This window comes from Stenotrophomonas maltophilia, assembly GCF_001274595.1.
GTDB lineage: Bacteria > Pseudomonadota > Gammaproteobacteria > Xanthomonadales > Xanthomonadaceae > Stenotrophomonas > Stenotrophomonas forensis.
The window spans coordinates 2,541,730-2,567,111 of record NZ_CP011010.1; the positions used below are offsets into that span (position 1 = coordinate 2,541,730).

At 67.5% G+C, this 25,382-nt stretch carries 18 protein-coding genes; 10 read left to right on the top strand and 8 right to left on the bottom strand.

Going from position 1 to position 25,382, the window contains the following annotated elements; genetic code table 11:
- Nucleotides 1-63: 63 nt before the first annotated feature.
- Nucleotides 64-1,176: a DNA glycosylase AlkZ-like family protein gene (locus VN11_RS11735; protein ID WP_238581795.1), complete on the bottom strand. Its 1,113-nt coding sequence runs from the start codon at nt 1,174-1,176 to the stop codon at nt 64-66.
- Between the two features lie 53 nt (nt 1,177-1,229).
- On the bottom strand, nt 1,230-1,814 hold the full coding sequence (locus VN11_RS11740) for a TetR/AcrR family transcriptional regulator (RefSeq protein WP_053449848.1): 585 nt from the start codon (nt 1,812-1,814) through the stop codon (nt 1,230-1,232).
- Between the two features lie 303 nt (nt 1,815-2,117).
- On the opposite strand from VN11_RS11740, the gene VN11_RS11745 reads away from it, so the two are divergent.
- The gene (locus VN11_RS11745; RefSeq protein WP_238581888.1) at nt 2,118-4,253 is read left to right on the top strand and encodes a TonB-dependent receptor; all 2,136 of its coding nucleotides are present in this window, start codon (nt 2,118-2,120) and stop codon (nt 4,251-4,253) included.
- A gap of 105 nt (nt 4,254-4,358) precedes the next feature.
- Here VN11_RS11745 and VN11_RS11750 read toward each other — a convergent pair whose 3' ends face one another.
- A complete protein-coding gene (locus VN11_RS11750; RefSeq protein WP_053449850.1) occupies nt 4,359-7,769 on the bottom strand; it encodes an ATP-binding protein in 3,411 nt (1,136 codons plus the stop codon).
- A 133-nt stretch (nt 7,770-7,902) separates the two neighbouring features.
- On the opposite strand from VN11_RS11750, the gene pip reads away from it, so the two are divergent.
- On the top strand, nt 7,903-8,862 hold the full coding sequence (gene pip / locus VN11_RS11755) for a prolyl aminopeptidase (protein WP_053449851.1): 960 nt from the start codon (nt 7,903-7,905) through the stop codon (nt 8,860-8,862).
- A 9-nt stretch (nt 8,863-8,871) separates the two neighbouring features.
- Here the strand turns inward: pip and VN11_RS11760 are convergent, their stop codons facing one another.
- From VN11_RS11760 to VN11_RS11775, 4 genes are read right to left on the bottom strand one after another with little or no spacing between them, the layout of a single operon-like run.
- Nucleotides 8,872-10,233, bottom strand: a complete 1,362-nt coding sequence (locus VN11_RS11760; RefSeq protein ID WP_053449852.1) for a heavy metal sensor histidine kinase — start codon at nt 10,231-10,233, stop codon at nt 8,872-8,874.
- Nucleotides 10,230-10,919 (bottom strand): heavy metal response regulator transcription factor, encoded by a 690-nt coding sequence (locus VN11_RS11765; RefSeq protein ID WP_005413570.1) that lies wholly within the window; start codon nt 10,917-10,919, stop codon nt 10,230-10,232. Before VN11_RS11765 ends, VN11_RS11760 begins: the two co-directional genes overlap by 4 nt.
- Nucleotides 10,916-14,029, bottom strand: coding sequence for a multidrug efflux RND transporter permease subunit (locus VN11_RS11770; RefSeq protein WP_053449853.1), 3,114 nt, complete (start codon nt 14,027-14,029; stop codon nt 10,916-10,918). Before VN11_RS11770 ends, VN11_RS11765 begins: the two co-directional genes overlap by 4 nt.
- Entirely contained in the window at nt 14,026-15,204 is a 1,179-nt protein-coding gene (locus VN11_RS11775) for an efflux RND transporter periplasmic adaptor subunit (protein ID WP_080374923.1), read from the bottom strand. The genes VN11_RS11770 and VN11_RS11775 overlap by 4 nt, the downstream gene beginning before the upstream one ends.
- A gap of 248 nt (nt 15,205-15,452) precedes the next feature.
- Between VN11_RS11775 and VN11_RS11780 the strand changes: the two genes are divergently transcribed.
- From VN11_RS11780 to VN11_RS11805, 6 genes are all read left to right on the top strand, one after another.
- Nucleotides 15,453-15,758 (top strand): hypothetical protein, encoded by a 306-nt coding sequence (locus VN11_RS11780; RefSeq protein WP_053449855.1) that lies wholly within the window; start codon nt 15,453-15,455, stop codon nt 15,756-15,758.
- A 321-nt stretch (nt 15,759-16,079) separates the two neighbouring features.
- Nucleotides 16,080-16,379 (top strand): hypothetical protein, encoded by a 300-nt coding sequence (locus tag VN11_RS11785; protein ID WP_006447714.1) that lies wholly within the window; start codon nt 16,080-16,082, stop codon nt 16,377-16,379.
- Between the two features lie 63 nt (nt 16,380-16,442).
- Nucleotides 16,443-19,202, top strand: coding sequence for a magnesium-translocating P-type ATPase (gene mgtA, locus VN11_RS11790; protein WP_053449856.1), 2,760 nt, complete (start codon nt 16,443-16,445; stop codon nt 19,200-19,202).
- Nucleotides 19,203-19,232: 30 nt separating this feature from the next.
- The gene (locus VN11_RS11795; RefSeq protein ID WP_049457082.1) at nt 19,233-19,973 is read left to right on the top strand and encodes an MgtC/SapB family protein; all 741 of its coding nucleotides are present in this window, start codon (nt 19,233-19,235) and stop codon (nt 19,971-19,973) included.
- Between the two features lie 231 nt (nt 19,974-20,204).
- Nucleotides 20,205-21,260 carry a sensor histidine kinase gene (locus VN11_RS11800; protein WP_053449857.1) on the top strand — a complete coding sequence of 352 codons (1,056 nt, stop codon included), beginning with the start codon at nt 20,205-20,207 and terminating at the stop codon, nt 21,258-21,260.
- On the top strand, nt 21,253-21,894 hold the full coding sequence (locus tag VN11_RS11805; protein WP_053449858.1) for a response regulator transcription factor: 642 nt from the start codon (nt 21,253-21,255) through the stop codon (nt 21,892-21,894). The genes VN11_RS11800 and VN11_RS11805 overlap by 8 nt, the downstream gene beginning before the upstream one ends.
- A gap of 51 nt (nt 21,895-21,945) precedes the next feature.
- Here VN11_RS11805 and VN11_RS11810 read toward each other — a convergent pair whose 3' ends face one another.
- Nucleotides 21,946-22,407: an EamA family transporter gene (locus VN11_RS11810; RefSeq protein WP_187299768.1), complete on the bottom strand. Its 462-nt coding sequence runs from the start codon at nt 22,405-22,407 to the stop codon at nt 21,946-21,948.
- A gap of 273 nt (nt 22,408-22,680) precedes the next feature.
- On the opposite strand from VN11_RS11810, the gene VN11_RS11815 reads away from it, so the two are divergent.
- Both VN11_RS11815 and VN11_RS11820 read left to right on the top strand, forming a co-directional pair.
- Nucleotides 22,681-23,877: a hypothetical protein gene (locus VN11_RS11815; protein ID WP_053449859.1), complete on the top strand. Its 1,197-nt coding sequence runs from the start codon at nt 22,681-22,683 to the stop codon at nt 23,875-23,877.
- A gap of 1 nt (nt 23,878) precedes the next feature.
- On the top strand, nt 23,879-25,378 hold the full coding sequence (locus tag VN11_RS11820) for a DUF6384 family protein (protein WP_238581796.1): 1,500 nt from the start codon (nt 23,879-23,881) through the stop codon (nt 25,376-25,378).
- The last annotated feature ends 4 nt before the right edge of the window (nt 25,379-25,382 follow it).

Sequence of the window (25,382 nt, forward strand, 5' to 3'; positions counted from 1 at the left end):
CACCAGACTAGTTTGGAATTGCTTCGGTAGGTGCCCACCTTGGTGGGCACGAATGCCCGGACGCTACAGGAACGCGGCCATACGCTGCAGCTCGTCGTCCAGCGCGCCTCGAAACACCTTGTCGCGTGCCAACGACCTGCCGGCATAGCCCACGCTCGATGCCAGTTCACCGTCGCGTACGCTGAGATTGGCCCAGCCCACCACCTGGTCGTGCCACAGCACCGGCAGTGCGTAATAGCCGTACTGGCGCTTCGGCGCAGGCGTGTAGGCTTCGAACTTGTAGACCCACGCCCACAGCAGCTCGAAGCGGCGGCGGTCCCACACCACCGGGTCGAACGGGGCCAGCAGGCGCACCTGTTCGTCCGGTGCATGGCGGCGCGAGCGCGGATTCTCATCCGCCGGCCAGTACCAGGTGGTGCCTTCCAGCGTGCAGCTGGCCAGCTGCTGCTTGGCCAGCGCCAACGCCTTGCGGGTCTGCTCGGCCAGATGCGGTGCGCCGTAGCCCAGCAGGCGCACCAGGTAGGTCAGGCTGGCCGAGGGCAACGGCGCGTACTTGCGCACCACCAGGTCGATCAGGGCGGCGGCGCGTTCAATCTGCGCCTGTTCGCTGGCATCGGCTTCGCTGTGGTCGGCCACCGCATAGATACGCGTGCCGCTGTCACGACGCTGCACACGCAGCAGGCCGCGGTAGTGCATGCCATCCAGCAGATGGGTGCTGGCATTGCTGGTGCCACCCCAGTAGTTGGTCACCCGGCCATGCGCGAAGGCCTGGTCCACCTCACGTGGATGCACGCTGCCACGCTCGCGCACGAAGGCCAGCACGTCCGCCGCGCGTCGCTGGGTTTCGGCGTCCCACGCGCGTTTGGACACCCGTGGATGCATCAGCGCCAGATGCTCGCGCGGCAGGAAGCCGTAGTTCACCAGGCAATCCTCCTCCACCGGCAGGCGCGCATAGCGCCGCTCCAGATCCCCTGCGCGATAGTCCTTCACCCGATGGCGCAGGGTCAGATCCTGCGCGCGTGCCGGCGCACGGATCGGGTCGGCCTGCACGAAGCCGAGGCGGCGGATCGCGCTCAGCAGCGTGGTGGGTTTGAACAACGTGCGCGCCACCGCGTAGCGGCGCAGATCATCGAGGGTGGGCGTGGCAGGCATGGTCGCATTGTAGATCCACGCCATGCGTGGATGGGGCCGTGGCGAACCGTGCAACGGCATCCACGCATGGCGTGGATCTAGCGAAGCTGCAGCACCTCCAGCGAACCGATCACCAGCGCACGCATCCCCTGCCTGAACTCGGTGATCACCTGCCCCTCTTCGTCATCGGCAATCGCGTAGATCGTGTCGGCACCGGCAATGCAATAGAACGCAATCGTGGCCAGCAGCCAGCGCGCCTTGTCCAGCGGCAGGCCGAACACTTCGGCCACATGCGCCTGGTGCGAGGCGATCTTGTCCAGCATCGGCGCAGTCGCCACCGCGCGGCGCAGCAGGTACGGCGGCAGCCCGGGGTGGGCCTTCACCACTTCGCACAGCGATGCCACGAAACCCATCAGATAGGCCTCCAGCCCACCCGGTGCGTCGGCCGAGGCGCGCGGAATCTGCCAGCGCTGGAACACGGTATCGGCTACCAGCCGCTTCAGCGCCTCCAGATTGGCCACGCGCTTGTAGAGCGCAGCCTGGGTCACAGCCAGTTCGGCGGCCACGTTGGCCATGGTCAGGTTCGGCAGGCCCAGCTTGATGCCGATGTCGGCCAGGCGATCGGGGGTGATGGTGGGCGGGCGGCCACGGGCCGGCGCCGGGATCTCGGTGTGCATGTTCATACCGTAGTGAGCGTGCCAGCAAATGGACCCTCTTGTCCGCACCCTGCAATTTAGTTTAATGTACTCAACTAATTCGGAATGCGTCTGATTCGCAATCACGACGCACGCCGGAATCGAGCCCGTGGCTCACTTACCGCCAGGTCCCCACCCAGCCGACAACCCTGCGCTGCGCCCTCTCCCCGTGCTTGCCGCTGGCAGCGCGCCAGGCGCGTTCGCACCTGCGATTCACAGGAATCTGGCATGACCGTGCAGTTCGTTCGCTCTTCGATCCTTCGTCCGGCCTTGGGTACCGGCCATGTGCTGATGCATCCGCCGGGCGGTGCCCGGCGCTACCGCGTGTCGGCCCTGGCGCTGGGCCTGCTGGCCTCGTTCGCTGCGCTGGCCGACTCGGCGCCGTCCACCCTACCCTCGGTGCAGGTACAGGAACAGCGCCGGGTGACCAGCGACTATGCCGGCGGCCAGGTCGCCTCCGGCAACCGCGTCGGCCTGCTTGGCGACAAGGACTTCATGGACACGCCGTTCAGCACCGTCAGCTATACCGAGGCCTTCATCCGCGACCGCCAGGCCAGGGACCTGACCGACGTCATCGCGGCGACTGACCCCACGGTGTTCAGCAACGGCGTGACCGGTTCGTGGAGCGAGAACTATTCAATCCGCGGTTTCGCCTCCAGCACCAGTGACACCACCTTCAACGGCCTCAGCGGCATGGCGCCGTACTACCGAACCTCGCCGGAGATGTTCGAGCGCATCGAGGTGCTGAAGGGCCCGTCCGCACTGCTCAACGGCATGCCACCGGGCGGCTCGGTTGGCGGCAGCGTCAACCTGGTGCCCAAGCGCGCGGGCGAACAGCCGCTGCTGCGGGTCAGCGCCAACTTCGCTTCCGATGCGCAGTTCGGCACGCACGTGGATCTCGGCCGCCGGCTGGGCGCCGACAAGCAGTTCGGCATCCGCTTCAACGGTGCCTACCGTGATGGCGACGGCGCCGTGGGCAAGCAGAGCAAGAAGGTGCAGCTGGGTGCGCTGGCACTGGACTGGCGCGGCGAGCGCGCGCGCCTCTCCGCCGATCTGTACAGCGCCGACGACCGCGTCGACGGCCCGGCCCGTGGTGTTGGCCTGGCACCAGGCGTGGCTATTCCGCGGCCGCCGCGCGGCGATACCCTGATCAACCCGGACTGGGCCTACGTCGACAGCCGCGACAAGGGCGCAATGCTGCGCGGCGAGCTGGACATCAATGACAACCTGATGGCCTACCTGGCCTATGGCACCAGCAAGACCGACTACCGCTACAACGGTTCGATCAGCGCGCAGGTGCTGAACCCGGCCGGCGACTTCACCACGGTGATCGGCCAGCTCGCGTTCGATATCAGGAAGCAGTCCGGTGATGCCGGCCTGCGCGGCCGCTTCCACACCGGCAGCGTCGGCCACCAGTGGGCTGCCAACGTGACCCACTACCAGCACACCCAGAACGATTACGGCCGCCGTAGCGTGCCGGGCTGGGACTGGACCACCAACCTGTACCACCCGGTGTGGGGCCCGGCGGCGCCGTTCGTGGCACCGCACATCTCGCATACCGAGCTGAAGCTGGACAGCATCGGCTTCGCCGACACCCTGTCCTTCGCCGATGACCGCGTGCAGCTGACCATGGGCGTGCGCCGCCAGCAGGTGCTGAGCGAAACCTTCAGCGTAGCCACCGGTGCGCGCACCTCGCGCTATGACGAGAGCGCCACCACCCCTGCCTTCGCCCTGTTGGTGAAGGCCACGGACAAAGTCTCGGTCTACACCAACTACATCGAGGGCCTCAGCCAGGGTGCCACCGCGCCGATGACCGCCGCCAATGCCGGCGATGTGTTCGCACCGTTCCGCACCAAGCAGAAAGAGCTGGGCCTGAAACTGGACCTGGGCCGCTTCGCGCACACCTTCGCCGTGTATGAGATCAAGCGACCAAGCAGCTACACCGACCCGGTCACGAATATCTTCTCGTTCGGCGGCGAGCAGCGGAACCGCGGCGTGGAATGGGGCTTCTTCGGCGCACCGCTGGATGGTCTGCGCCTGATGGGCGGCGTGGCCTACGTGCAACCCCAGCTGACCCGCACCGCAGGCGGCGTCAATGAAGGCCGCATCGCGACTGCGGTGGCACAGCGCCAAGCCAAGCTGGGCGTGGAATGGGATGTGCCGGCGCTGAGCGGTTTGACCCTGACCGGCAACGCCACCGCGATGTCGAAGCAGTACATCAGTGCCGACAACCGCCTGTCGGTGCCCGGGCGTACCTTGTTCGACGTGGGTGCGCGCTACAGCACCACGCTGGCCGGCCGCCCGCTGGCGTTGCGCGCCAGCGTGAACAACGTGACCAACAAGGCGTACTGGGGCATGCCGTTGTTGTCGAGCCTGGCATTGGGCGCGCCGAGAACGGTGCTGTTCTCGGCGACGATGGATTTCTGAAAGGCATCCACGCATGGCGTGGATCCACGGTGGAGCCGAGCCATGCTCGGCTCCGATTCGCAACTGGCTACCGGCATCGATACGCCATGCCCTCGCCGCTGCATCTTACAAGGATGCGTCCAGATCGCGGCGATAGTCCTCCAGGCGGGCGCTGAGAGCCAGCTGCAGCGCATCCAAGGCCCCATCGCTGGCGCTCGCACCTTGGCGCAACGCACTCTCGATCTCGCCGCACTGCTCGGCCAGCGCCTGCTCGCCCATCATCTGCAAGGCCCCCTTGAATCCGTGCACACGCTCCAGAAGCGCTGCAGTGTCCCCGTTGGCGCGTGCATCGAGGATGGCCTGAAGATCCTGGTCGCCAGTATCAACAAAAATCCGGCGGATGCCTGCGGGAATGTCGCGAGGCACCGGCACCGCAGCGGGCCCCGCCCCCCGCTGCTGGCCGCGTACGTGGTCCGCTGGAGCGTTGGTGCGGGCCAGGGCAACCTCAAGCCGGTCCAGGTTGAAAGGCTTCAGCAACAGATCATCGATGCCGGCAGCAAGGCAGCGCTCGCGTTCACTGGCCAGCGCCGTGGCGGTGATCGCCAGGATCGGCAGCGACTGGCCGCGCTGACGCAGGTCACGGGCCAGGGCATAGCCATCCATCACCGGCATGTTGATGTCGGTCAGCACCGCACGGTAGTGACCGTCCTTCCACAGTTCCAACGCCTCCGCACCATTGCCGGCAGCGTCCACGGCGAAACCGATCTCCTCCAGTTGCTGCTGGATCAGCTCGCGGTTCACCGCGTTGTCCTCCACAAGCAGTACGCGCCCGCGGGCGGCCGTTGCTCGTACAGGCTTCACCACCGCCACGTGGCCCCCCGCTCTTTCGCCGGGTGCCAGTGCCTCAAGCACGGCCTCGCTGACGTAGCTGCTGACTTCGATGCGGTCGCCGCGGGTTTCCGCACTGAGCGGGCCCTGTGCATGGGCATGCACGGTGCGCGCGTAGCCCTGCATCAGCTGCTGCTCTTCGTCGATGCTCCATGCGCGGTGGTCGCCCACGATCAGCAGCGCATCGCCGCCCTCGTCGTCGCTCTGCGGGCGGTCGAACACGGTGGCGGTCGCCCCCCACGCGACCAGCAGGCGCTCCATCTCGGCGCGCCATTCCGGCGTGCTCGACAAGACGGTCACCCGCCGGCCGAGCAGCGGTTGCGTGGGCGGCGGCTGCAACGCCTGTACCTGCATCGGCAGCAGCAGGGTGAAGCTGCTGCCAACCCCTTCGGTGCTTTCCACCGACACCTGCCCGCCCATCGCCTGGGCGATCTGCTGGCACAGCGCCAGGCCAAGCCCACTGCCACCGTAGCGACGCGAAACGCTGGCGTCCGCCTGCTGGAACGGCTGGAACAGCTGCGCGGTCTGTTCCGGGTTCATGCCGATGCCGGAGTCGATGACCTGCACGCGCAGCTGAGCACCCTGCCCCGCCGAGTGGTGCAGTTCTGCCCGCAGCAGGATGCGCCCGGATTCGGTGAACTTGACCGCGTTGCCCACCAGGTTGGTGAGGATCTGGCGGATGCGGTGTGCATCGCCCACGCACAGCTGGCCGGCCGCCGCGTCCACGGTGAAGTACAGGCGCACGCCCTTGCGCAGCGCATCGGGTGCGAACAGCAGCGCCACGCCTTCGATCAGCGGGCGCAACGCGAAGGGCACCGGCTCCACATCCAGCTGGCCGGCCTCGATCTTGGAGAAATCCAGCACGTCACTGATGATGCGCATCAGGGCGTCGGCCGAGAACCGGATGCGGTCCAGCCGCTCGCGCTGGCCCGGCTGCAACGGCGAGCGGGCCAGCAGCTCCAGATGGCCCAGCACGCCGTTGAGCGGCGTGCGGATCTCGTGGCTCATGGTGGCTACGAAGGCGGACTTGGCCCGGTTGGCCGCTTCGGCGGATTGGCGTGCCGCCTCGGAATCCTCGCGAGCGCGGCGCAGGTTTTCTTCCAGCTCCACCTGGGCGGTGACGTCGCGCAGTGCGCAGACCCACACCGGCTGTTCGTAATAGGTGGCCTGCGCCATGCTGATCTGCAACTGGGTGGCGGTGCCCGATTCGGCGGGAGACCACTGCAGTTCCAGTACTTCATCGATGCGCGCATTGCGACCCACTTCGGCGAGGCGCAAGTACAGTGGCGGCGACGCGACTTCGCTGGCCGTGCGTACGGTCTCAACCAATTGACGCGCTGCGTCGTTCTGCAACAGCGGCTCACCGCTGTCCCTGGCCAGCAGGACCAGTCCGACCGGTGCCGTCCCGATGATGACCCGGCTCAGCGCCTCACTCTCGTACACCCGCGAAGCATCGGCCAGCGCCGGGGTGAACACACGCCGGTCGATGCGCCGCAGCAGCCACCACAGCAGACTGATGATCAGCAGCGCACTGAGCGCACGGGCCAGCAGGTAGGCGCCCTGGCTGCGCCAGATATCGGACCAGCCGTACACATGGCTCAGGGTCCACTCGACGCCTGGCAGCCCGCTGGCCAGTACGAACGACCCCTGGCTGTACCGTCGCGGCGGCTGTCTCCCTGCGCGCGCCGTGTCGCTTGGCGCGAGCCTCATCAACAGATCCTGCTCCCGGTTGGACAGGCCGCCGGTACTGAGCACCACCTGCCGCTCTGCCGTGCTGACCAGGTAGCGACCCTGCTCGCGCGCTTCCAGCTGAGCCTTGATGTTGCCGACAGATTCAAACACCACGCGCCGGAAGTACGGAGTGGTGCCTTCGGCCAGGGTGACCATGCCGATCAGCGACGGCTGACCAGTGAACGGATTGATGCCATAGCGCGACATCAGGCGCCCCTCGCGCGCGGCTTCACGGATGGGCCCGGGACGCACGGTTGCCTGGCGGAACCGCGCTTCCTCACCCAGCAGCCGCGCAAAGGCCTGCTGGCGGGTCGTTACACCCAGTGCGCGCAGCAACTGGGATTCATCGCTGATGTTGGACACCGCCAGCAGCCGTCCCCGCGGCTCGTAGGCATAGACCAGCAATGGCCCGGAAGCATTCTGTGAAGTGATCGAATCGGCGGTGTAGGCCGAATAGATGTCCACCATGCCCAGGTACGCGGCCAGTTCCTGTTCCGGCAGCGGCTTGTCCTTCAGCCCCAGCACCAGCCAGGGCACCGCAGTACGCCCTTCGGCGCGAACCAGCACTTCTTCGCCCTGCGCGTGGAAGCGGGCGGCCAGTCCGGCACCGGAAGCGGCCAGTCCGGCCCGCTGGTCACGCCACAGCACATCATTACCGTTGATGGAGGTGGCATAGGCGCGATCACGCTGCAGCAGGTAGTATTCGGCGGCGGCACGCGCCTCGTTGAAGGAATGCCGCTCCCGCGCGTGGAACTCCTCGACATCGGCGATGGCACTGACCAGGGCGGTCAGCACTACCAGTGCGGAGATCAGCGCGCCGCCTCCGTACAGCAATCGGCGGCGCAGCTGGCGCAGGTCGTCCAGGCGCGCAGCCACCGCCTGCCTGGCGGGGCCTTGCACTACGTCTGAGCCCGCCATGACCGTGATCCCCAGGTGAGTGGCCTACAATTTATCCTATTGGCCCAACCGGCGCCTGCAAGGCAGGCTGGGGCCAACGCTGGCTGCCACGGTGGGAGGTATGCTGGCAGGCCCTGATTGTGAGACACCCGTCATGCGTACCCTGTACCCGGCCATCGAGCCCTACCGCGAGTTCACCCTGGCGGTGAGCGATCTGCACACCCTGCACATCGAGGAGTGCGGCACGCCGGACGGAATACCGGTGGTGTACCTGCACGGCGGGCCGGGCGCCGGCATTTCGCCGACCCATCGCCGCTTCTTCGACCCGGCGCGCTACCACATCGTGCTGATCGACCAGCGTGGCAGCGGGCGCTCCACGCCGTTCGGCGAGCTGCGCGACAACACCACGCAGGCGCTGGTGGCCGACATCGAGAAGGTGCGTGAGCATCTGGGCATCGAACGCTGGCTGGTCTACGGTGGCTCCTGGGGCTCGACGCTGTCGCTGGCCTATGCGCAGGCGCATCCCGCGCGTGCGACCGGCCTGATCGTACGCGGCGTGTTCCTCGGCCGCGAGATCGAAAACCGCTGGTTCGCAGAGGCCAGCGGGGGTGCGCGCTGGATCTTCCCCGAACGCTGGGACCGCTACGAGGCCTATATTCCAGAGGGCGAGCGCGCCGACATGATCGCCGCCTACTGGACGCGCCTGGACAGCGCCGATGAAGCCACCCGCATCGAAGCGGCACAGGCGTGGCTGGGCTGGGAGGACAACGCCGCCACCCTGCAGCACGATGTGGATGCCGTATCCACCGATGATCCGCTGGACACGCTGGCGAAGGCGCGCATCGAAGCGCACTACTTCCGTAACGGCATCTTCCTTGAAGCCAACCAGCTGCTGCGCGATATCGACCGCATCCGCCACCTGCCCGGGGTGATCGTGCAAGGCCGCTACGACATCATCTGCCCGCCGCGCAGTGCCTGGGATCTGGCCAAGGCATGGCCGGAAGCGCGGCTGGAGATGGTGACCTCGGGCCACAGTGCGAACGAACCGGCCACGGTCGACGCGCTGGTACGGGCCACGGATGCATTTGCCGACCAGTTCGGCAAGCGCAGCTGAGCTGCCGCCTCAGCAGGCGACCGTGAACCCCACCGTGGTCAGCCCCTCGTGGCTGGCCACGAACACGTCGCCGCCATGCAGCATGGCGATGGCCTTGACGATCGAAAGCCCAAGGCCGTGGTGGCGTTCGCTCCGGTACTCACGGGCCTGGTCCACGCGGTAGAAGCGCTCGAACAGCAACGGCAGGTGCTCGGCAGCGATGCCGGCGCCCTCGTTCATTACCGCGATGCGCGCGCCCTCGCCTTCGGCCTGCAGCTGCACGCGCACCGCGCTTCCGGGCCGCGCATGCTGCACGGCGTTGTGCAGCAGGTTGGTCAATGCGCGCCGGAACAGCGACGGGTCGATGCGGGCGGTGGCGTCGCCCTCGATGTGCAGGGTCAGCCCGGCATCCTCGAACAACAGCTCGAGGAAGTCGCCTGCGGCCGCCACTTCCTCGGCCAGCGCAACCTGACGGGTCTCCATGGCGATGTCACCCTGCCCGGCACGCGACAGGAACAACATGTCGTTGACGATGGCACGCAGCCGTTCCAGTTCTTCCAGGTTGGACTGCATCACCTCCTGCAGCTCGGCGTTGTCGCGTGGCCGTGACAGCGCCACCTGGGTCTGGCCCATCAGGTTGGCCAGCGGCGTGCGCAACTCATGGGCGACGTCGGCATTGAAGCCGTCCAGGCGGGTGTAGGCCGCTTCCAGCCGGTCCAGCGCGCCATTGAACGCGCTGGTCAGGTGGCCCAGTTCCGCCGGCAGGCCATCGGCCGCCAGGCGCTGCGACAGCCGTTGTGGACTGAGCGAGCGTGCCTCGTCGGAAAGCGCGCGCAGCGGTGCCAGCCCCAGGCGCGCGATCCAGTAGCCTAGCCCGGCCACCAGCAGCACGCCCAGCGCGCCGGCAATCCACAGCGCCCACGCAAAGCGCTGCAATGCGTGGGTGTAGGGCTCCGAATCGATGCCGATCCAAAGATCCACGGCCGGCCGCACCCCCTTGCCAGGCACGTGCTCGTAAAGGGTGCGCAATGGATGCCCGCCTGCCCGCTGCAGCGTCCCCATCCCCGCATCGCCCTTGGTCGGTGGCCGCACCGAAGGACGCTCCGCCCCGATGCGGAAGGTCGGGTCATCACTCCACGCCCAGACCAGCGTGTCGCGGTCGCCGGAGATCAGGTTGCCGACCTTGTCGCGCACCTTGCTCCAGCGTTCGCGGGTATCGCACATCGCCACGCTGCCGCTGACCGCGTGCAGCTTGGTCTGCAGCTCGGCGTGCTGGTAGCGCACCACCTGCCGCTCCAGCACGCCGTACACGCCGATGCCCAGCAGGGTGAACACCAGCAGCGCGGCCAGCGCGAACATCGCCGACAGGCGCTGCGCAATCGACATCCTCATCGACCGTCACCTTCATCGTCGCGCACTTCCAGCACGTAGCCCATGCCGCGCACGGTGTGCAGCAGCTTGCTCGGGTACGGGCCATCGAGCTTGCTGCGCAGCCGCTTGATCGCCACTTCCACCACGTTGGTATTGCTGTCGAAGTTGATGTCCCAGACCTGGGCGGCAATCACCGTCTTGGACAGGATCTGGCCGCGTCGCTGCGCCAGCAACGCCAGAAGCGCGAATTCCTTGCCGGTCAGGTCCAGTCGCGCGCCGTCACGATAGGCGCGTCGTGCCAGCAGGTTCACCTGCAGGTCGCCCACCTGCAGCTCGGTCGGCTCCTGCTGGCGCCCACGCCGCACCAGCGCCTGAAGGCGCGCCAGCAGTTCGATGAACGAGAACGGCTTGACCAGGTAGTCGTCGGCGCCCTGCCCCAGCCCGTGCACGCGATCATCCACGCGGTCACGCGCGGTCAGCATGATCACCGGGGTCTGCTTGCTGCGACGCAGTTCGCGCAGCACGTTGAAGCCGTCCATGCCCGGCAGCATCACGTCCAGCACGATCACGTCGTAGTCGAACTCGCGCGCAAGGTGCAGGCCGGTCACGCCGTCGGCGGCCAGATCCACCGCCCAGCCCTGCTCGCCCAACCCGGTGCGCAGGTAATGAGCGGTCTTGCTCTCATCCTCGACGATCAGCAGTTTCATCCGGGCTCCGTCAGCGCGGCGCCTGCCGCTGCCCTGCGCTCACGTCGGCGCTGCAGGAACAGCCGGTCCAGGGCCAGGTAGATCACCGGGGTACTGTACAGGGTCAGCACCTGGCTGATCAGCAGGCCACCCATCACCGCCACGCCCAGCGGCTGGCGCAGCTCCGAGCCGGTACCGAAGCCGATCATCAGCGGAATGGCGCCGAGCAATGCCGCCAGCGTGGTCATCATGATCGGGCGGAAACGGGTCAGGCAGGCCTCGTGGATCGCCTGCATGGGTGTCAATCCACGATTGCGTTGCGCATCGAGGGCGAAGTCGACCATCAGGATGCCGTTCTTCTTGACGATGCCGATCAGCAGCACGATGCCGATCAGCGCCATGATCGAGAAGTCCAGGCCCCACAGCCACAGCATCAGCACCGCACCGATACCGGCCGAAGGCAGCGTGGACAGGATGGTAAGCGGGTGCACGAAACTCTCGTAGAGCACACCGAGGATGATGTAGACCGCCAGCAATGCGGCCAGGATCAGCATCGGCTGGCTGGCCAGCGACTCCTGGAACGCCTGTGCGGTGCCCTGGAAACGGCCACTGATGCTGGCGGGCATGCCGATCTGCGCCTGTGCCTGCCCGACCAGGGTGACCGCCTCGCCCAGCGAGACACCCGGCGCCAGGTTGAACGACAGGTTCACCGCCGGCAGCATGCCATTGTGGCTGATCGACAGCGGGCCGTTGCCCGGCGGCTGCACCTGCGCCACCGCTGACAACGGCACCATCTGCCCGGTCAGCGGCGAGCGCAGGTGGAAGTAGGACAGCGCATCGACCTGGCCGAGCAGGCCCGGTGCGATCTCCAGGATCACCCGGTACTGGTTGGTGTCGGTCTGGAACTCGTTGATCTGGCGCTGGCCGAAGGCGTCGTAGAGCACCTGGTCGATATCGTTGGCGGTCAGGCCGAAGCGCGCTGCGGCGGTGCGGTCGATCTGCAGCCGGGTGACACTGGCGCCCACCTGCTGGTCGTTGGATACGTCGCGCAGTTGTGGCAGGCCGCGCAGGCGCGTGGTCAGCTGTTCGGCCCAGCGCGACAGTTCGCGGCTGTCCTGCCCGCGCAGGGCGTACTGATACTGGGTGCGTGACGGCCCGGCACCGAGGTTGATGTCCTGCGCGGCACGCATGTACACGGTGATGCCGGGCACGCTGGCCATCTTCGCGCGCAGGCGGTCGATGAAGGCGTGCACGTCCACGTCGCGGTCGCCACGGTCCTTGAGGATGAACCAGAAGCGCCCGTTGGACAGCGTCTGGCTGCCACCGGTTGCGCCCACCGCATGGTTGTAGGCCAGCAACGCCGGGTCCTCGGCGGCGATCTTCGCCAGTTGCTGGTGCTTGGCCGCCATCTCCTCGAAGCCGATGTCCTGCGCCGCTTCGGTGGTGGCAATGACGAACGCGGTGTCCTGCAGCGGGAAGAAGCCCTTGGGAATCATCACGTACGACGCCACGGCCACCGCCACGGTGGCGCCGAAGCCGAGCAGTATCAGCCGCGGGTGGCCCAGCGCCCATTGCAGGCTGCGGTCGTAGCCGGCCAGCAGGCGCCCGGCCAGCGTGTCCTGGCTGTCCCGATGCGCCGGCATGCGCTTCATCAGGTGCGCGGCCATCATCGGCGCCAGTGTCAGCGAGGCCACGATGGAGATCAGGATGGCCACGGTGATGGTCAGCGCGAACTCGGCGAAGAGGCGCCCGACCACGCCGCCCATGAACAGCAGCGGGATGAACGCTGCGATCAATGACAGGCTGATCGATACCACGGTGAAACCAATCTCCTCGGCCCCCTTCAGCGCGGCCTCGATCGGCCCCGATCCGGCCTCCCGATGGCGATGGATGTTCTCCACCACCACGATGGCATCGTCCACCACGAAGCCGACCGCCACCACCAGTGCCACCAGGGTGAGGTTGTTGAGACTGAAACCGGCTACATACATCGCCGCGAAGGTGGCCACCAGCGCCACCACCAGCACCGCGCCGACGATGAGCGTGGCCGACAGCTGGCGCAGGAACAGGCCCATCACCAGCACCACCAGCACGATGGTCAGCACCAGGGTCACTTCCACTTCGTGCAGCGAGGCGCGGATGGTGCGCGTGCGGTCGTTGAGCACGTCCACATCGACGCTGGCCGGCAGGTTCGCACGTAGCTCCGGCAGCGCTGCCAGCACTGCGTCGGTGGTGCGCACGATGTTGGCGCCCGGCTGCCGGCTGATGATCAGGCCCACGCCCGGCTGCCCGTTCGGCCACGCCTGCACATAGGCGTTCTCGGCACCGTCGACTACCTGCGCGACGTCGCCCAGCGTCACCGGCGAGCCCGCGCGGTAGGCCACCACCAGCTGCCGGTAGTCCTGCGCATCGAACAACTGGTCATTGGCTTCAAAGGTGGAGGTACGCTGCTCGCCCATCAGCGCGCCCTTGGCCTGGTTGAGGCTGGCGTTCTGGGCCACCCCGCGCAGGTCGGACAGGGTCATGCCCATCGCCGCCAGGCGCTCCGGCTGGGCCTGGATGCGGATGGCCGGGCGCTGCTGGCCGACGATGTTGACCTCGGATACACCACTGATCTGGCTGATCGAACGCGCCAGCCGGCTTTCGGCCAGATCGCTCAGCTCGGTCATCGACATCTGCGCCGACACCACGCTGAGTACCAGGATCGGGCTGTCGGCCGGATTGACCTTGCGCCAGGTCGGCAGGTTCGGCAGGTCGCTGGGCAGGCGCCCGGCGGCGGCATTGATCGCCGCCTGCACTTCCTGTGCGGCGGTATCGATGTCCTTTTCCAGATCGAACTGCAGCGTGATCGAGGTGCTGCCCAGCGCGCTGGTGGAGGTCATCTCGATGATGCCTGGCACGCCGGTCAGCTGCGTTTCCAGCGGCGTGGCCACCGCCGACGCCATGGTGTCGGCACTGGCCCCGGGCAGGCTGGCATTGACCCGGATGGTGGGGAATTCGGCCTCCGGCAGCGGCGCCACCGGCAGCCGTGGCAGTGCAGCCACGCCGAGCAGCACCACCGCCAGGGTGAGCAGCGTGGTCGCCACCGGGTGCCTGACGAACCAGCTGGACAGCGAGACACGTGCACTCATGGGGCGGCCCCGCCCTTGGCAACCGGTGCCGCCGATGCGGCGGCTTCAGCGACGACCACACCCGGGCGCAGGCGCGACTGGCCGTCGCGCACGATCACATCGCCCACGCGCAGTTCGCCCTGCACCGCCACCTGCCCGTTCTCGGCCTCGCCGACGCTGACCGGCAGTACTTCCACGCTGCCGTCGCCGAGCACGCGATAGACGAAGCTGCCGTCCACACCGCGCTGGATGGCCGCCGCCGGCACCACCAGGGCGCCGGTGCTCTGACCGGTGCGCACGCGCACGCTGACCAGCTGGCCGGGCCACAACCGATCATCGGCATTGGCAAAGCGCGCACGCAGGCGCACGGTGCCGGAGGTTTCCTCCACCTGGTTGTCGATCACTTGCAAGCGGCCTGCGGCCAGCAGCTGGCCGCCGTCGCGGTCGAGCGCCTGCACCGCCACTTCACCGGACGCCAATGCCTGCCGCAGCTGCGGCAATGCGTCCTGCGGCAGTGCGAACACCACCGAGATCGGGTCGGTCTGCTGCACGGTGACCAGCCCCTGGGTATCGGTGGCCCGCACCAGATTGCCTGGATCGACCTGGCGCAGGCCGATGCGGCCGTCCATCGGCGCCAGGATGCGGGTGTACGACAGCTGCACCTGCGCGGCGTCCACCACCGCCTGGTTGCCATGCCCGGTCGCCTGCAGCTGCTGTACCGTCGCGGCCTGTTGTTCAAGCATCTGCCGGGACACCAGCTGATCGCTGGACAGGTGCTGCAGGCGGGCCAGGTCCGAGCGTGCGGCATCCAGCGTGGCGCGGTCACGCACCACTGCGGCCTGCGCGCCGCCCAGATCGGCGCGGATCGCGCGATCATCGATGCGGGCCAGCAGCTGTCCCTTGCGCACCTTCTGGCCTTCCTCGAACAGCACCTCGGTGAGCACGCCATCGACCTGCGGCCGCAGCACCGCGCTCTGCAATGACTGCACCGTGCCTACGCCGCTGCGCCAGTGCGCCACATCGCGCTGCTCGACGCGACCGGTGACCACCGGCACCGGTGGCGGGGTGCTGGCGGGCTGCGCGTCACCCCGCGACACACCATGGAACAGCATCACCAGCGACAGCACCACCAGCAACAACGCACCCAGTGCAAGGTGGCGGCGACGCATTCGTGCGGACAGGAAAGGAATTCGCATGCGGGGAGTCCATACCGGTGCCGGCGCGGGGGCTGCGCGGGCCTGGTGCCATCCTTACCGGTAGCCTCCGGCGCCTGGCTGTCGCCTGCCTGACAATTCCGTCAGCTGGTCGTCCCTCGGGCGTCCCGTGAACGATGGCCCACCCACCTGCGCGAACACCGGCGTTCTTCGCACCTCCCTTACGGAGCGGTGCCGATGATCCGGCCAAGGGCGCCACGCTGGCGATCCCACACCCTCAGGAGTACGCCATGACCGGTTTCCGCTTCGTCCCTGCTGCCCTCGTGATTGCCACCGCCCTGCTGCTGGGCGCCTGCTCCAAGCCACAGGAGGCCAGCAAGGCCACTGCAGCCGAAGACGTCACCGAGGTGAAGCTGCTGCCCGCCTATGAATCCCTCGACAAGGACAAGGACGGCATCGTCACCCTGGCCGACGTGGATGCGGTCGCACCGGACTGGGCCGAGCGCCTGCACACCTGCGATACCGACCGCGACCAGAAACTGAGCCGCGGCGAGTACGACGTTTGCAAGCAGACCGCGCCTGCGGCCGCGCATTGATTCCCGGCGCCGGCGCGCCAGTGCGCGCGCCTGGCCGTGTTGGCCGCGCACGCTCTCCCGCCTACGGCTATACCAAGGTATAGCCGGCCTAACCCACGAGCCTCTAGGACTGCCCCATTCAGGGGCGGACAATAGCACCACTGGCCAGGGCAACCCCGGCCGGCACCCTCCCCTCATGGAGACGCAGATGGACCCCGACCCTGCCGGGCGCGACGCGCCCTGGATGCCTGCCTGTTGCCTGTTCCTGGCGCCTGCCCGCCGGTCCCTGCCTGCCTGAGTGACGGGGGATCGCCAGGTGCCGCCTGCCTGGAGATCGCCCCCATGTCCTACAAGATCCTCTACATCACCCTGCGCCGCCTGATCGGTGAGCGCGATGTTGCCGCCCTGCGCAGCCAGCTGCTGCAGCACGGCCCGGTCATGTTCGCCCGTTCGCTCTCGCTCGGCTCGCCACGCGTGGTGGCCGACGCGCTGTCGCTGCTGCCGATCAGCGAGCGCATCAACGTGCTGCGCCACCTGCCCTACCCCCTGCGCGATGCGATGAAGCCGCTGTGCATCGGCGGCAGCCAGCGCCTGCACATGCAGCCGTGGTCGCCGGCGGTGCTGGCGATGCGCCACGCCTGACCTGTTCCATCCGTTCCGTTCGTGTTCCGGCCCCGGCCGGCTCTGACATTCGAGGAGAGTCCCATGAGCCTGCTCAACGCCTGGTTCAACGCCTTCCTGCGCAGCCGTCGCGCAGGCAACCTGTTCCGCCGCCGTGCGATGCCCGAGGCCGGCTTCGGTCCGGGCAGCGCCGAAGCGGCGCCGTTCGCGCTTACCACCGGCCTGGTCACCCTGGCCCAGCAGCCGGAAGCCGAGCTGCTGGCCACGCTGGATTCGCATGCCGATGGCCTCAGCCCGCACGAAGCCGGGGAGCGACTGGCCACGCTCGGCCCCAACGAGGTTGATCACGAAAAGCCGCTGCCGTGGTGGCGCCACCTGTGGCAGTGCTACCGCAACCCGTTCAACCTGCTGCTGACCGTGCTGGCGGCGGTGTCCTGGCTGACCGAGGACCTGAAGGCAACGATCGTGATCGGCGCGATGGTGCTGCTGTCCACGCTGATCCGCTTCGTGCAGGAGGGCCGTTCCAACCGCGCGGCCGAACGTCTGAAGGCCCTGGTCGGCAACACTGCACGGGTGCTGCGCCGCAATCCGGGTACCGAGGCCGCCGACGTGGCCGACCAGTACTTCGGTGCACACCTGCACAGCCGTCGCCCGGCACGCCTGCTGGACCTGCCGATCCGCGAACTGGTGCCCGGTGACCACATCGTGCTGTCGGCCGGCGACATGATTCCGGCCGACTGCCGCGTACTGACCGCCAAGGATCTGTTCGTGGCGCAGGCGGCGATGACCGGTGAATCGCTGCCGGTGGAGAAGTTCGCGCACCCGGGCGATGGCCTGGCCGGCCTGCTGGAGCAGCACAACCTGCTGTTCATGGGCACCAACGTGGTGTCCGGCACCGCCACCGCCATCGTTCTGGCGACCGGCAACCGCACCTACTTCGGCACCCTGGCCCAGCGCAGCACCGCCACCGACCGTGCGCCCACCGCATTCCAGGCCGGCGTCAACAGTGTCAGCTGGCTGCTGATCCGCTTCGCGCTGGTGATGGTGCCGTTCGTGTTGTTGATCAACGGCTGGACCAAGGGCGACTGGACCGAGGCGTTCCTGTTCGCACTGTCGGTGGCAGTGGGGCTGACCCCGGAAATGCTGCCGATGATCGTCACCTCCACCCTGGCCAAGGGTGCGGTGCTGCTGTCGCGGCGCAAGGTGATCGTCAAGCGCCTGGATGCGATCCAGAATTTCGGCGCGATGGAGGTGCTGTGCACCGACAAGACCGGCACCCTCACCCAGGACAAGATCGCGCTGGAACGCCACACCGACGTGTTCGGTCACGATTCGGAGGACGTGCTGGCCTTCGCCTACCTCAACAGCCACTTCCAGACCGGGCTGATCAACCTGCTCGACCGCGCGGTGCTGGAACACGTGGAGCTGCAGAGCTCGCTGCGGCTGTCGCAGGACTACCACAAGGTGGACGAAATCCCGTTCGACTTCGAGCGCCGCCGCATGTCGGTGGTGGTGTCCGAGCGCGAGGATCATCACGAGCTGATCTGCAAGGGCGCGGTGGAAGAGATGTTGGCCGTGTGCAGCGCCGTGCGCGAGAACGGCCAGGACATGCCGCTGGATGACGCGCGCCTGGCGCGCGTGCGGCAGACCACCGAGGAACTGAACGAACAGGGCCTGCGCGTGGTGGCGGTGGCGATGAAGGAAACCGCGGCCAGCCGGACCGCCTACTCGCAGGCCGACGAGTGCGACCTGACCCTGGTCGGCTACGTGGCCTTCCTCGACCCGCCGAAGGAGTCCGCCGCGCAGGCACTGCAGGCGCTGGCCGCGCATGGCGTGGAGGTGAAGGTATTCACCGGCGACAACGAACTGGTCACCGCCCGCGTCTGCGCCCAGGTCGGGCTGGAGGCGGACACGATCCTGACCGGCCCGCAGATCGAGCGCATGGATGATGGTGCACTGTCGCGGGCGCTGCATCACCATCGCGTGTTCGCCCGGCTGACGCCGCTGCACAAGGAGCGCCTGGTGCGCGAGCTGCGCGCACAGGGCAAGGTGGTCGGCTTCCTCGGCGACGGCATCAACGATGCACCCGCGCTGCGTGCGGCCGACATCGGCATCAGCGTGGACAGCGCGGTGGACATCGCCAAGGAGGCCGCTGACATCATCCTGCTCGAAAAGAACCTGATGGTGCTGGAGGAAGGCGTCATCCAGGGCCGGCGCACGTTCAACAACATGCTGAAGTACATCCGCATGACCGCCAGTTCCAACTTCGGCAACGTGTTCTCGGTACTGGTGGCGTCGGCCTTCCTGCCGTTCCTGCCGATGCTGCCATTGCAGCTGCTGGTGCAGAACCTGCTGTACGACATCTCGCAGATTGCCATTCCGTTCGACAACGTGGACGAGGAACTGGTACGCAAGCCGCTGAAGTGGAACCCGGCGGACATCGGCCGCTTCATGGTGTTCTTCGGGCCGATCAGCTCGATCTTCGACCTGACCTGCTTCGCCCTGATGTGGTACGTGTTCGATGCACGCACGCCTGCCGACCAGGGCCTGTTCCAGTCCGGCTGGTTCGTGGTCGGCCTGCTGACCCAGACCCTGATCGTGCACATGATCCGCACGCCAAAGGTGCCGTTCCTGCAGAGCATCGCTGCACCGCCGCTGCTGCTGATGACCGGCCTGATCATGGCCATCGGCGTGGCCCTGCCGATGAGTCCGCTGGCCGGCTACTTCAAGCTGCAGGCCCTGCCGGCCGGCTACTGGCCGTTCCTGGTGGCGATCCTGTTCGGCTATGCGGTTCTGACCACCGCGCTGAAGAAGTTCTACATCCGTCGCTACGGCTGGCAGTAAGCACTGGCCGGCTTGTCCAGGGAGAAATGGATGCTCGACATCAATCCGAACCTGCCGGCGTTCAACGCCGGCGCCACCCTGAGCTCGCTGATCAGCCTGACGGTGGCCTTCGTGCTGGGAACGGCCATCGGCCTGGAACGGCAACTGCGCCAGCGCACCGCCGGGCTGCGTACCAACACGCTGGTGGCGGTAGGCGCGGCGGTGTTCGTCGACCTGGCCGTGCGCTTCCATGACCTGTACGGAGGGCCGCCGTCGCCGCTGCATGTGGTGGCCTATGTGATTTCCGGCGTCGGCTTTCTCGGTGCCGGCGCGATCATGAAGGACGGCGCGCAGGTGTCCGGCCTGAACACCGCCGCCACCCTGTGGGGCTCGGCGGCGGTGGGTGCGTGCGCCGGCATCAAGCTGCTGCCGGAAGCGGTGATGGCCGCGATCTTCGTGCTGGCCGCCAATACGCTGCTGCGGCCGGTGGTCAATCGCATCCAGCGGCAGCCGCTGCCGGAAGCCTTCAGTGAAGCAACCTATGCGATCAACGTGGTCTGCCAGCGCGAGCAGCAGGCCGACGTGCTTGACCAGCTGTTACTGCTGCTGGAGCAGGCGCAGTACCCGGTACGCGCGGTGGACCAGCGGCCGTTTGGCGAACGCGATGTGGAGATCGAAGCAGTGCTGTACGCCACCACGGTCGATGCCGGCGAACTGGATGCCGTGCTGGCAACGCTGGCGACCACGCCTGGCGTACTGCAGGGGTTCTGGAACGCCAGCCTGGAGGAGTAGCGCCGGCCGCCGGATGCGTTCCGCCGGGCGTGGCTCAGCGCTTCCACGTGTTGCTTTGGTAGATGCCGACCTTGGTCGGCAGAATCCCTCAGGCATCATGATTCCTGCCCGGGCCTGCCGACCAAGGTCGGCAACTACCAGAAGCCTGAACGCCGCGGTCTGCCGGCCAGCGGCCGGCACTACCCAGCATCGCTTTGCTATCCTTTCCGCCCACGCCAGGGAGCTGTCCCGATGCCATCGCTGTCGCCCCGTCGCCCGCTGGTGCTGCTGGCCCTGATCGTCGTGATGGCGGCGATCTTCCTGATCGACACCGTCACCGACTACGCCGTTGCGGCGGCGTGTTTCTACGCGGCGGTCATCCTGGCCGCCTCGCGCGTGCTGGCCGCCCGTGGGCTGATCACGCTGGCCCTTGCCTGCATCGCGCTGACCGCTCTGAGCTTCTTCCTGACCCGCTTCGGCACCTACCGTATCGGCCTGGTCAATTCGGTGATCGGCATGCTGGTGATCGGCATCACCACCTATCTGGCCCTGAACATGGAAGCGGCCAAGGCGGCGGTGCAGGAGGCCCAGGGACGATTGCTGCGGGTCGCGCGCGCGTCAACCGTAGGCGAGCTGACCACCTCCATCGCGCACGAGGTGAACCAGCCGCTGGCGGCCATCGCCAGCAGTGCCGAGGCCTGCCAGCGCTGGCTGGCGCAGGACCCGCCGAACGTGGACAAGGCACGGCAGACCGTGGCCCGCATCCTGGCCGATGCGCACCGCGCCGGCGACGTGATCGCGCGCATCCGCGGCCTGACCCAGGGTGCCGCGCCGCAGCGACGCGCCTTCGATCTGAACCAGGCGGTGGAAGAAATGCTGGCACTGTCGCGCAGCGAGCTGGATCGGCATGGCGTGGCGGTGGCGTTGCTGCTGGATGCCGACCTGCCACCGGTGCAGGCCGACCGCGTACAGGTACAGCAGGTGATCGGCAACCTGATTCTCAATGCGGTGGACGCGATGGAAGCGGTGCCTGCCGCTGACAGGCGCCTGTCGCTGCTGACCCAGCGCGATGGCGCGCGGATCAGCCTCAGTGTGCGCGATCGCGGTGTCGGCCTCCCCGCCGACCATCCCGAGCGTGTGTTCGATGCGTTCTGGACCACCAAGTCACACGGTCTTGGCCTCGGCCTCAGCCTCAGCCGTTCGATGATCGAAGCCAACGACGGCCAGATCCGCGCCGAGCGCCCGAGCGGCCGCGGGGCCTGCTTCGTCTTCGACCTGCCCATCGCCACGGATGTCCCTCATGCGTAAGCCCACTGCCCCTGCTGCCGATCCGGCACCGATCGTCTACGTGATCGACGACGACCCCTCGGTGCGCGCGGCGCTTGAAGATCTGTTGGCGTCGATGGGACTGCAGGTAAGGGCCTTCGCCTCTACCCAGGCGCTCCTGGACCACGAACTGGACGATGCACCGGCCTGCCTGGTGCTGGATGTGCGCATGCCCGGCCAGAGCGGGCTGGAGTTCCATCGCAGCATGGGCACGCATGGCCTGCAGCTGCCGGTGGTGTTCATCACCGGCCACGGCGATATCGCCATGGGCGTCAATGCGATCAAGGACGGCGCCATCGAGTTCCTGACCAAGCCGTTCCGTGACCAGGAGCTGCTGGATGCGATCCACAGGGGCATCGAGCTGGACCGCCAGCGCCGCCGCGACGGCGAGGCACTCGGTGCCCTGCAGCAGCGCTGGAACACGCTCAATGCCGGCGAGCGCGAGGTGGTCGATGGCGTGGTGCGCGGGCGCCTCAACAAGCAGATCGCCGGCGACCTCGGGGTCAGCGAGATCACGGTGAAGGTGCGCCGCGCGCAGGTGATGCGCAAGATGGGGGCGCGCACCCTGGTCGACCTGGTGCGGATGTACGACCGCTTGCAGGCGGGCTCGCCCTGACCCAGCAGCAAGGCAGAGCGGTCGGCAGCGTCGCACAGCATTCCGCCTGCGCTATTTCCGGGTGGCCAGCACGATCACCCCGGCCACGACCAGGCCGATGCCACTCCACTCGCGCAGGCTGGGTCGCTCACCCAGCAGCAGATAGGCCAGCACGATCACCAGCACGACGCTGAACTTGTCGACCACCGCGACCTTGGCCAGCTCGCCACTCTGCAACGCGCGGAAGTAGAACAGCCATGAGGCGCCGGTCGCCAGGGCGGAGAGCACCAGGAACAGCTGGGTGCGCCCCGGCAGCAGCAGCGGGTTGGACCACTTGCCGGTGACCACCACCAGCGGCAGGATCACCGCCGCCACGATCAGGGTGCGGATGGCCATGGCCAGGTCCGAGTCGACGCCCTTGACGCCGACCTTGGCGAACAGCGCGGTCAGCGCCGCGAACACGGCAGACAGTCCAGCCCAGATCAACCACTGCGGTAGGTTCTGCACGAAGGCCTCGCTTGCCTGCACCTGCATGTGCGCCAACGCTACTCCACCCTGCCATCGGTGGGGCTTCACCTGCCCGTCACCGCCGCTACAATGGGCACGGAAACGCCAGGGGGCGATCTGCAGGGAATGCACCATGCTTGAACAGGACATCTTCGTCGCCCTTGCCGGGCCAGCCGCCCTCGACCGAGCCGGCCTGCCGCGCAGCACTCGGCTCCCGCTCCCCTTCCCCTCTGTTTCGCAGCACCCTGCCCGTTTGGCGCGGCAGGTTCCTCATTGCTTGCCCTGACCGGAGCCGTCGAAATGCCCGAGAACACTCTCCTTGCCACGCCGGCCGCTACCGCGCCGACCACCTACCTCGACCGCGCCATGGCTACGCTGCGCAGCCTGGGCCTGGCCGCCCCGCAGGACAACAACGCACCGGCCATCGCGCTGGTTTCGCAGCTGTCCACGCTTGACCAGGGCCGCGTGGTGGCCATCGCCCGGGTGCTGCAGCAGTCCGGCCATTTCAATGCCGTGATGCGTGATGAAATCAGCTCGGCCAAGGTGTCCGACCGCTATACCGAGATCGTCCGCGCCTTCGACAGCATCCGTGACGATGCCAGCACCATGGTCGAACAGGTCCGCGACGGCAAGATCGACATGGGCGAGCGCCTGCAGAACCTGTGGATGAAGGTCACCCGCGGCGATATCCCGAGCCGGTTCGAGAAGATCCGCCGTACGTTCCTGGAGGTCAGCCGCGATTCGGCCGAGCAGCTGCAGCGTGAATCGCGCGTGCTGGAGATGTACGGCGACTTCCGCCTGTCGATCAAGGATGCCGAGATCCAGGCGCATGAGCTGTTGAAGCTGCAGCAGCAGCGGCTGGCCGAAGCGCGCGAAACGCTGAAGCAGGCGCAGCAGCGCGTGGAATCGGCCGACCCGGCCGCCGATGCCGCCGATACCGGCCGCCTGGTGATGGCCCGCGATGAAGCGCTGCGCAACAGCCAGGCCGAAGAGTCGCGCTACCAGCTGGCCAAGGACCTGGCCGAGAACCTGCAGGTGAACTACGCCACCTCCGAGGCGATCATGCTGCGCGTGCACCAGTCGCACGAGGTCAAGCGCCGCGTCAACGAGCGCTCGGTGGTGTTCTTCTCCACCAACGAAACCAGCTTCACCGCCTTGAACCTGGCCTTCACCACGCAGATGGGGCTGCATGAGTCCACGCAGGCGCTCAATGCGATGACCGAGGGTACCTCCAAGGGGCTGGAAGCGGTGGCCAACATTGGCGATGAAGTGCTGCACGAGGGCCTGAAGGCCGGCTACGGCGCCACCATCGGCGTCGATTCGGTGCGCAAGCTGGTCGATGCGGTGGTGCGCTTCCAGGAGACGTCGCTGCAGGAAATCGAGCAGCTGCGCAGCCAGGCCACCCGCGACTCGGTGGAGATTGCCGAGTATGTCGAACAGGGCAAGCAGCGTTTCGCCGCACTGCTGCAGGCACCGCCGAGCCCGGAGCCGCGCTGACGTGAGTGCGACGATGGCCCCTGCCGAGCTGCAGGATGCGTTGCTGACCATGGATGTGGTCGACCAGCTGCGCTACCGCAATGCCGAAATGAAGGCACTGGCCGACAGCGGCCATGACCAGGCGAGGCTCAAGCAGCGCCTGCTTGAACTGTATCGCTCGCAGGGTATCGAGGTCTCCGACGAGATCGTCGAGGCCGGCATCCAGGCCCAGCGTGAGCAGCGTTACCTCTATGCTGCGCCGCGTGGCTGGAAGGCCTGGTTGGCCCGACGCTGGATCGATCGCCGTCGGCTGCTGAAATGGGCGCTGATGGCGGCGTTGGTGCTGCTGGTGCTCGGTGCGCTGCTGATGATGGCGCGCAGCTTCGGCGCGTTCGTGCACGAAAGCAACGTGCAGAAGAACGTCCAGGTGTTGAACGACAAGGTGGCAGCGCAGCAGCAGGAGGCCGCAGCAGCGCGCGCCCTGCTGGCCCGGCAGGAACAGTCCCTGCAGGGGCTGCTGCCGCGCGCCAACGCCAGTGCGGAGCGCCTGCAGCCCCTGACCGAGCGCGCCCAGTCAGCGCTGGCGGAAGCGCAGCGGCGCTTCGCCGGCGTGCCCGCCGCCATGGCGGGCCTGCCCACCCTGATCCGCCAGGACAAACTCACGCGTATCAGCAGTGGTGGCAGCGCCACCGGCGAACAGGCCGCCGCCCAGGTGGAGCAGCAGCGGCAGGCCGCCGCAGCGCTGCTGGCGCGCGCCAGGGAAACCCTGCCCGCACTGACCGAGCGGGTGACCACGCTCGGCCAGGCCATCGATGCCAGCGAACTGCTGGACACCACCGACACCGCCGCAAGGGCGGCACGCCTCACGCCGGACGCCGAGAAGGTACGCGCACGCGCCTACACCGCCGGCGATGTTGCACTTCGCGCCGGCGACATGGCCGCGGCCACCCTGGCAGTCACCACGCTGAAGGAGCTGATCGGCAGCGCCGACAAGCTGGCCGCGCTCAACGAGCGGCTGGCCCAGCTCAAGGCCGACGGCCTGGCCACGGGCGTTGCGGGCGAAGACCGCAAACGGCTGGAACGTGCGCTGGACCAGGCCGCCCAGCGGGTCCGCGTCGAGACACTGGCCGAAGCCGGGCCGGCGATCGACGAGGTCGGCCAGCTGGTGGCGTTGCTGTCCAAGTCCCTGGTCTACCGCATCGTCAACCGTGACGGTGAGCGTACCGGCGTCTGGCGCTACAGCGAAAAGGCCAATGGCAGCCGCAACTACTACCTGGTGACCGAAGCGCTGGACGAGGCCGGCAACGCCACCGAACTGCTGATCCGCAACGAGGAGACCGGCAAGGATGAGTGGGCCTCGCTGTTCGCCGTACGCGTGCCGGAGGCCACCTACAACCGGGTCGCAGCCGACAAGCAGGACAACGGCATCATCGAAGATGACCAGATCGGCAGCAAGCCGCGCGGCAGCCTGTCGCCGCGTTTCCGCATGCCCACCACCGGCGGCTACATCACCGAATGGTGATGGG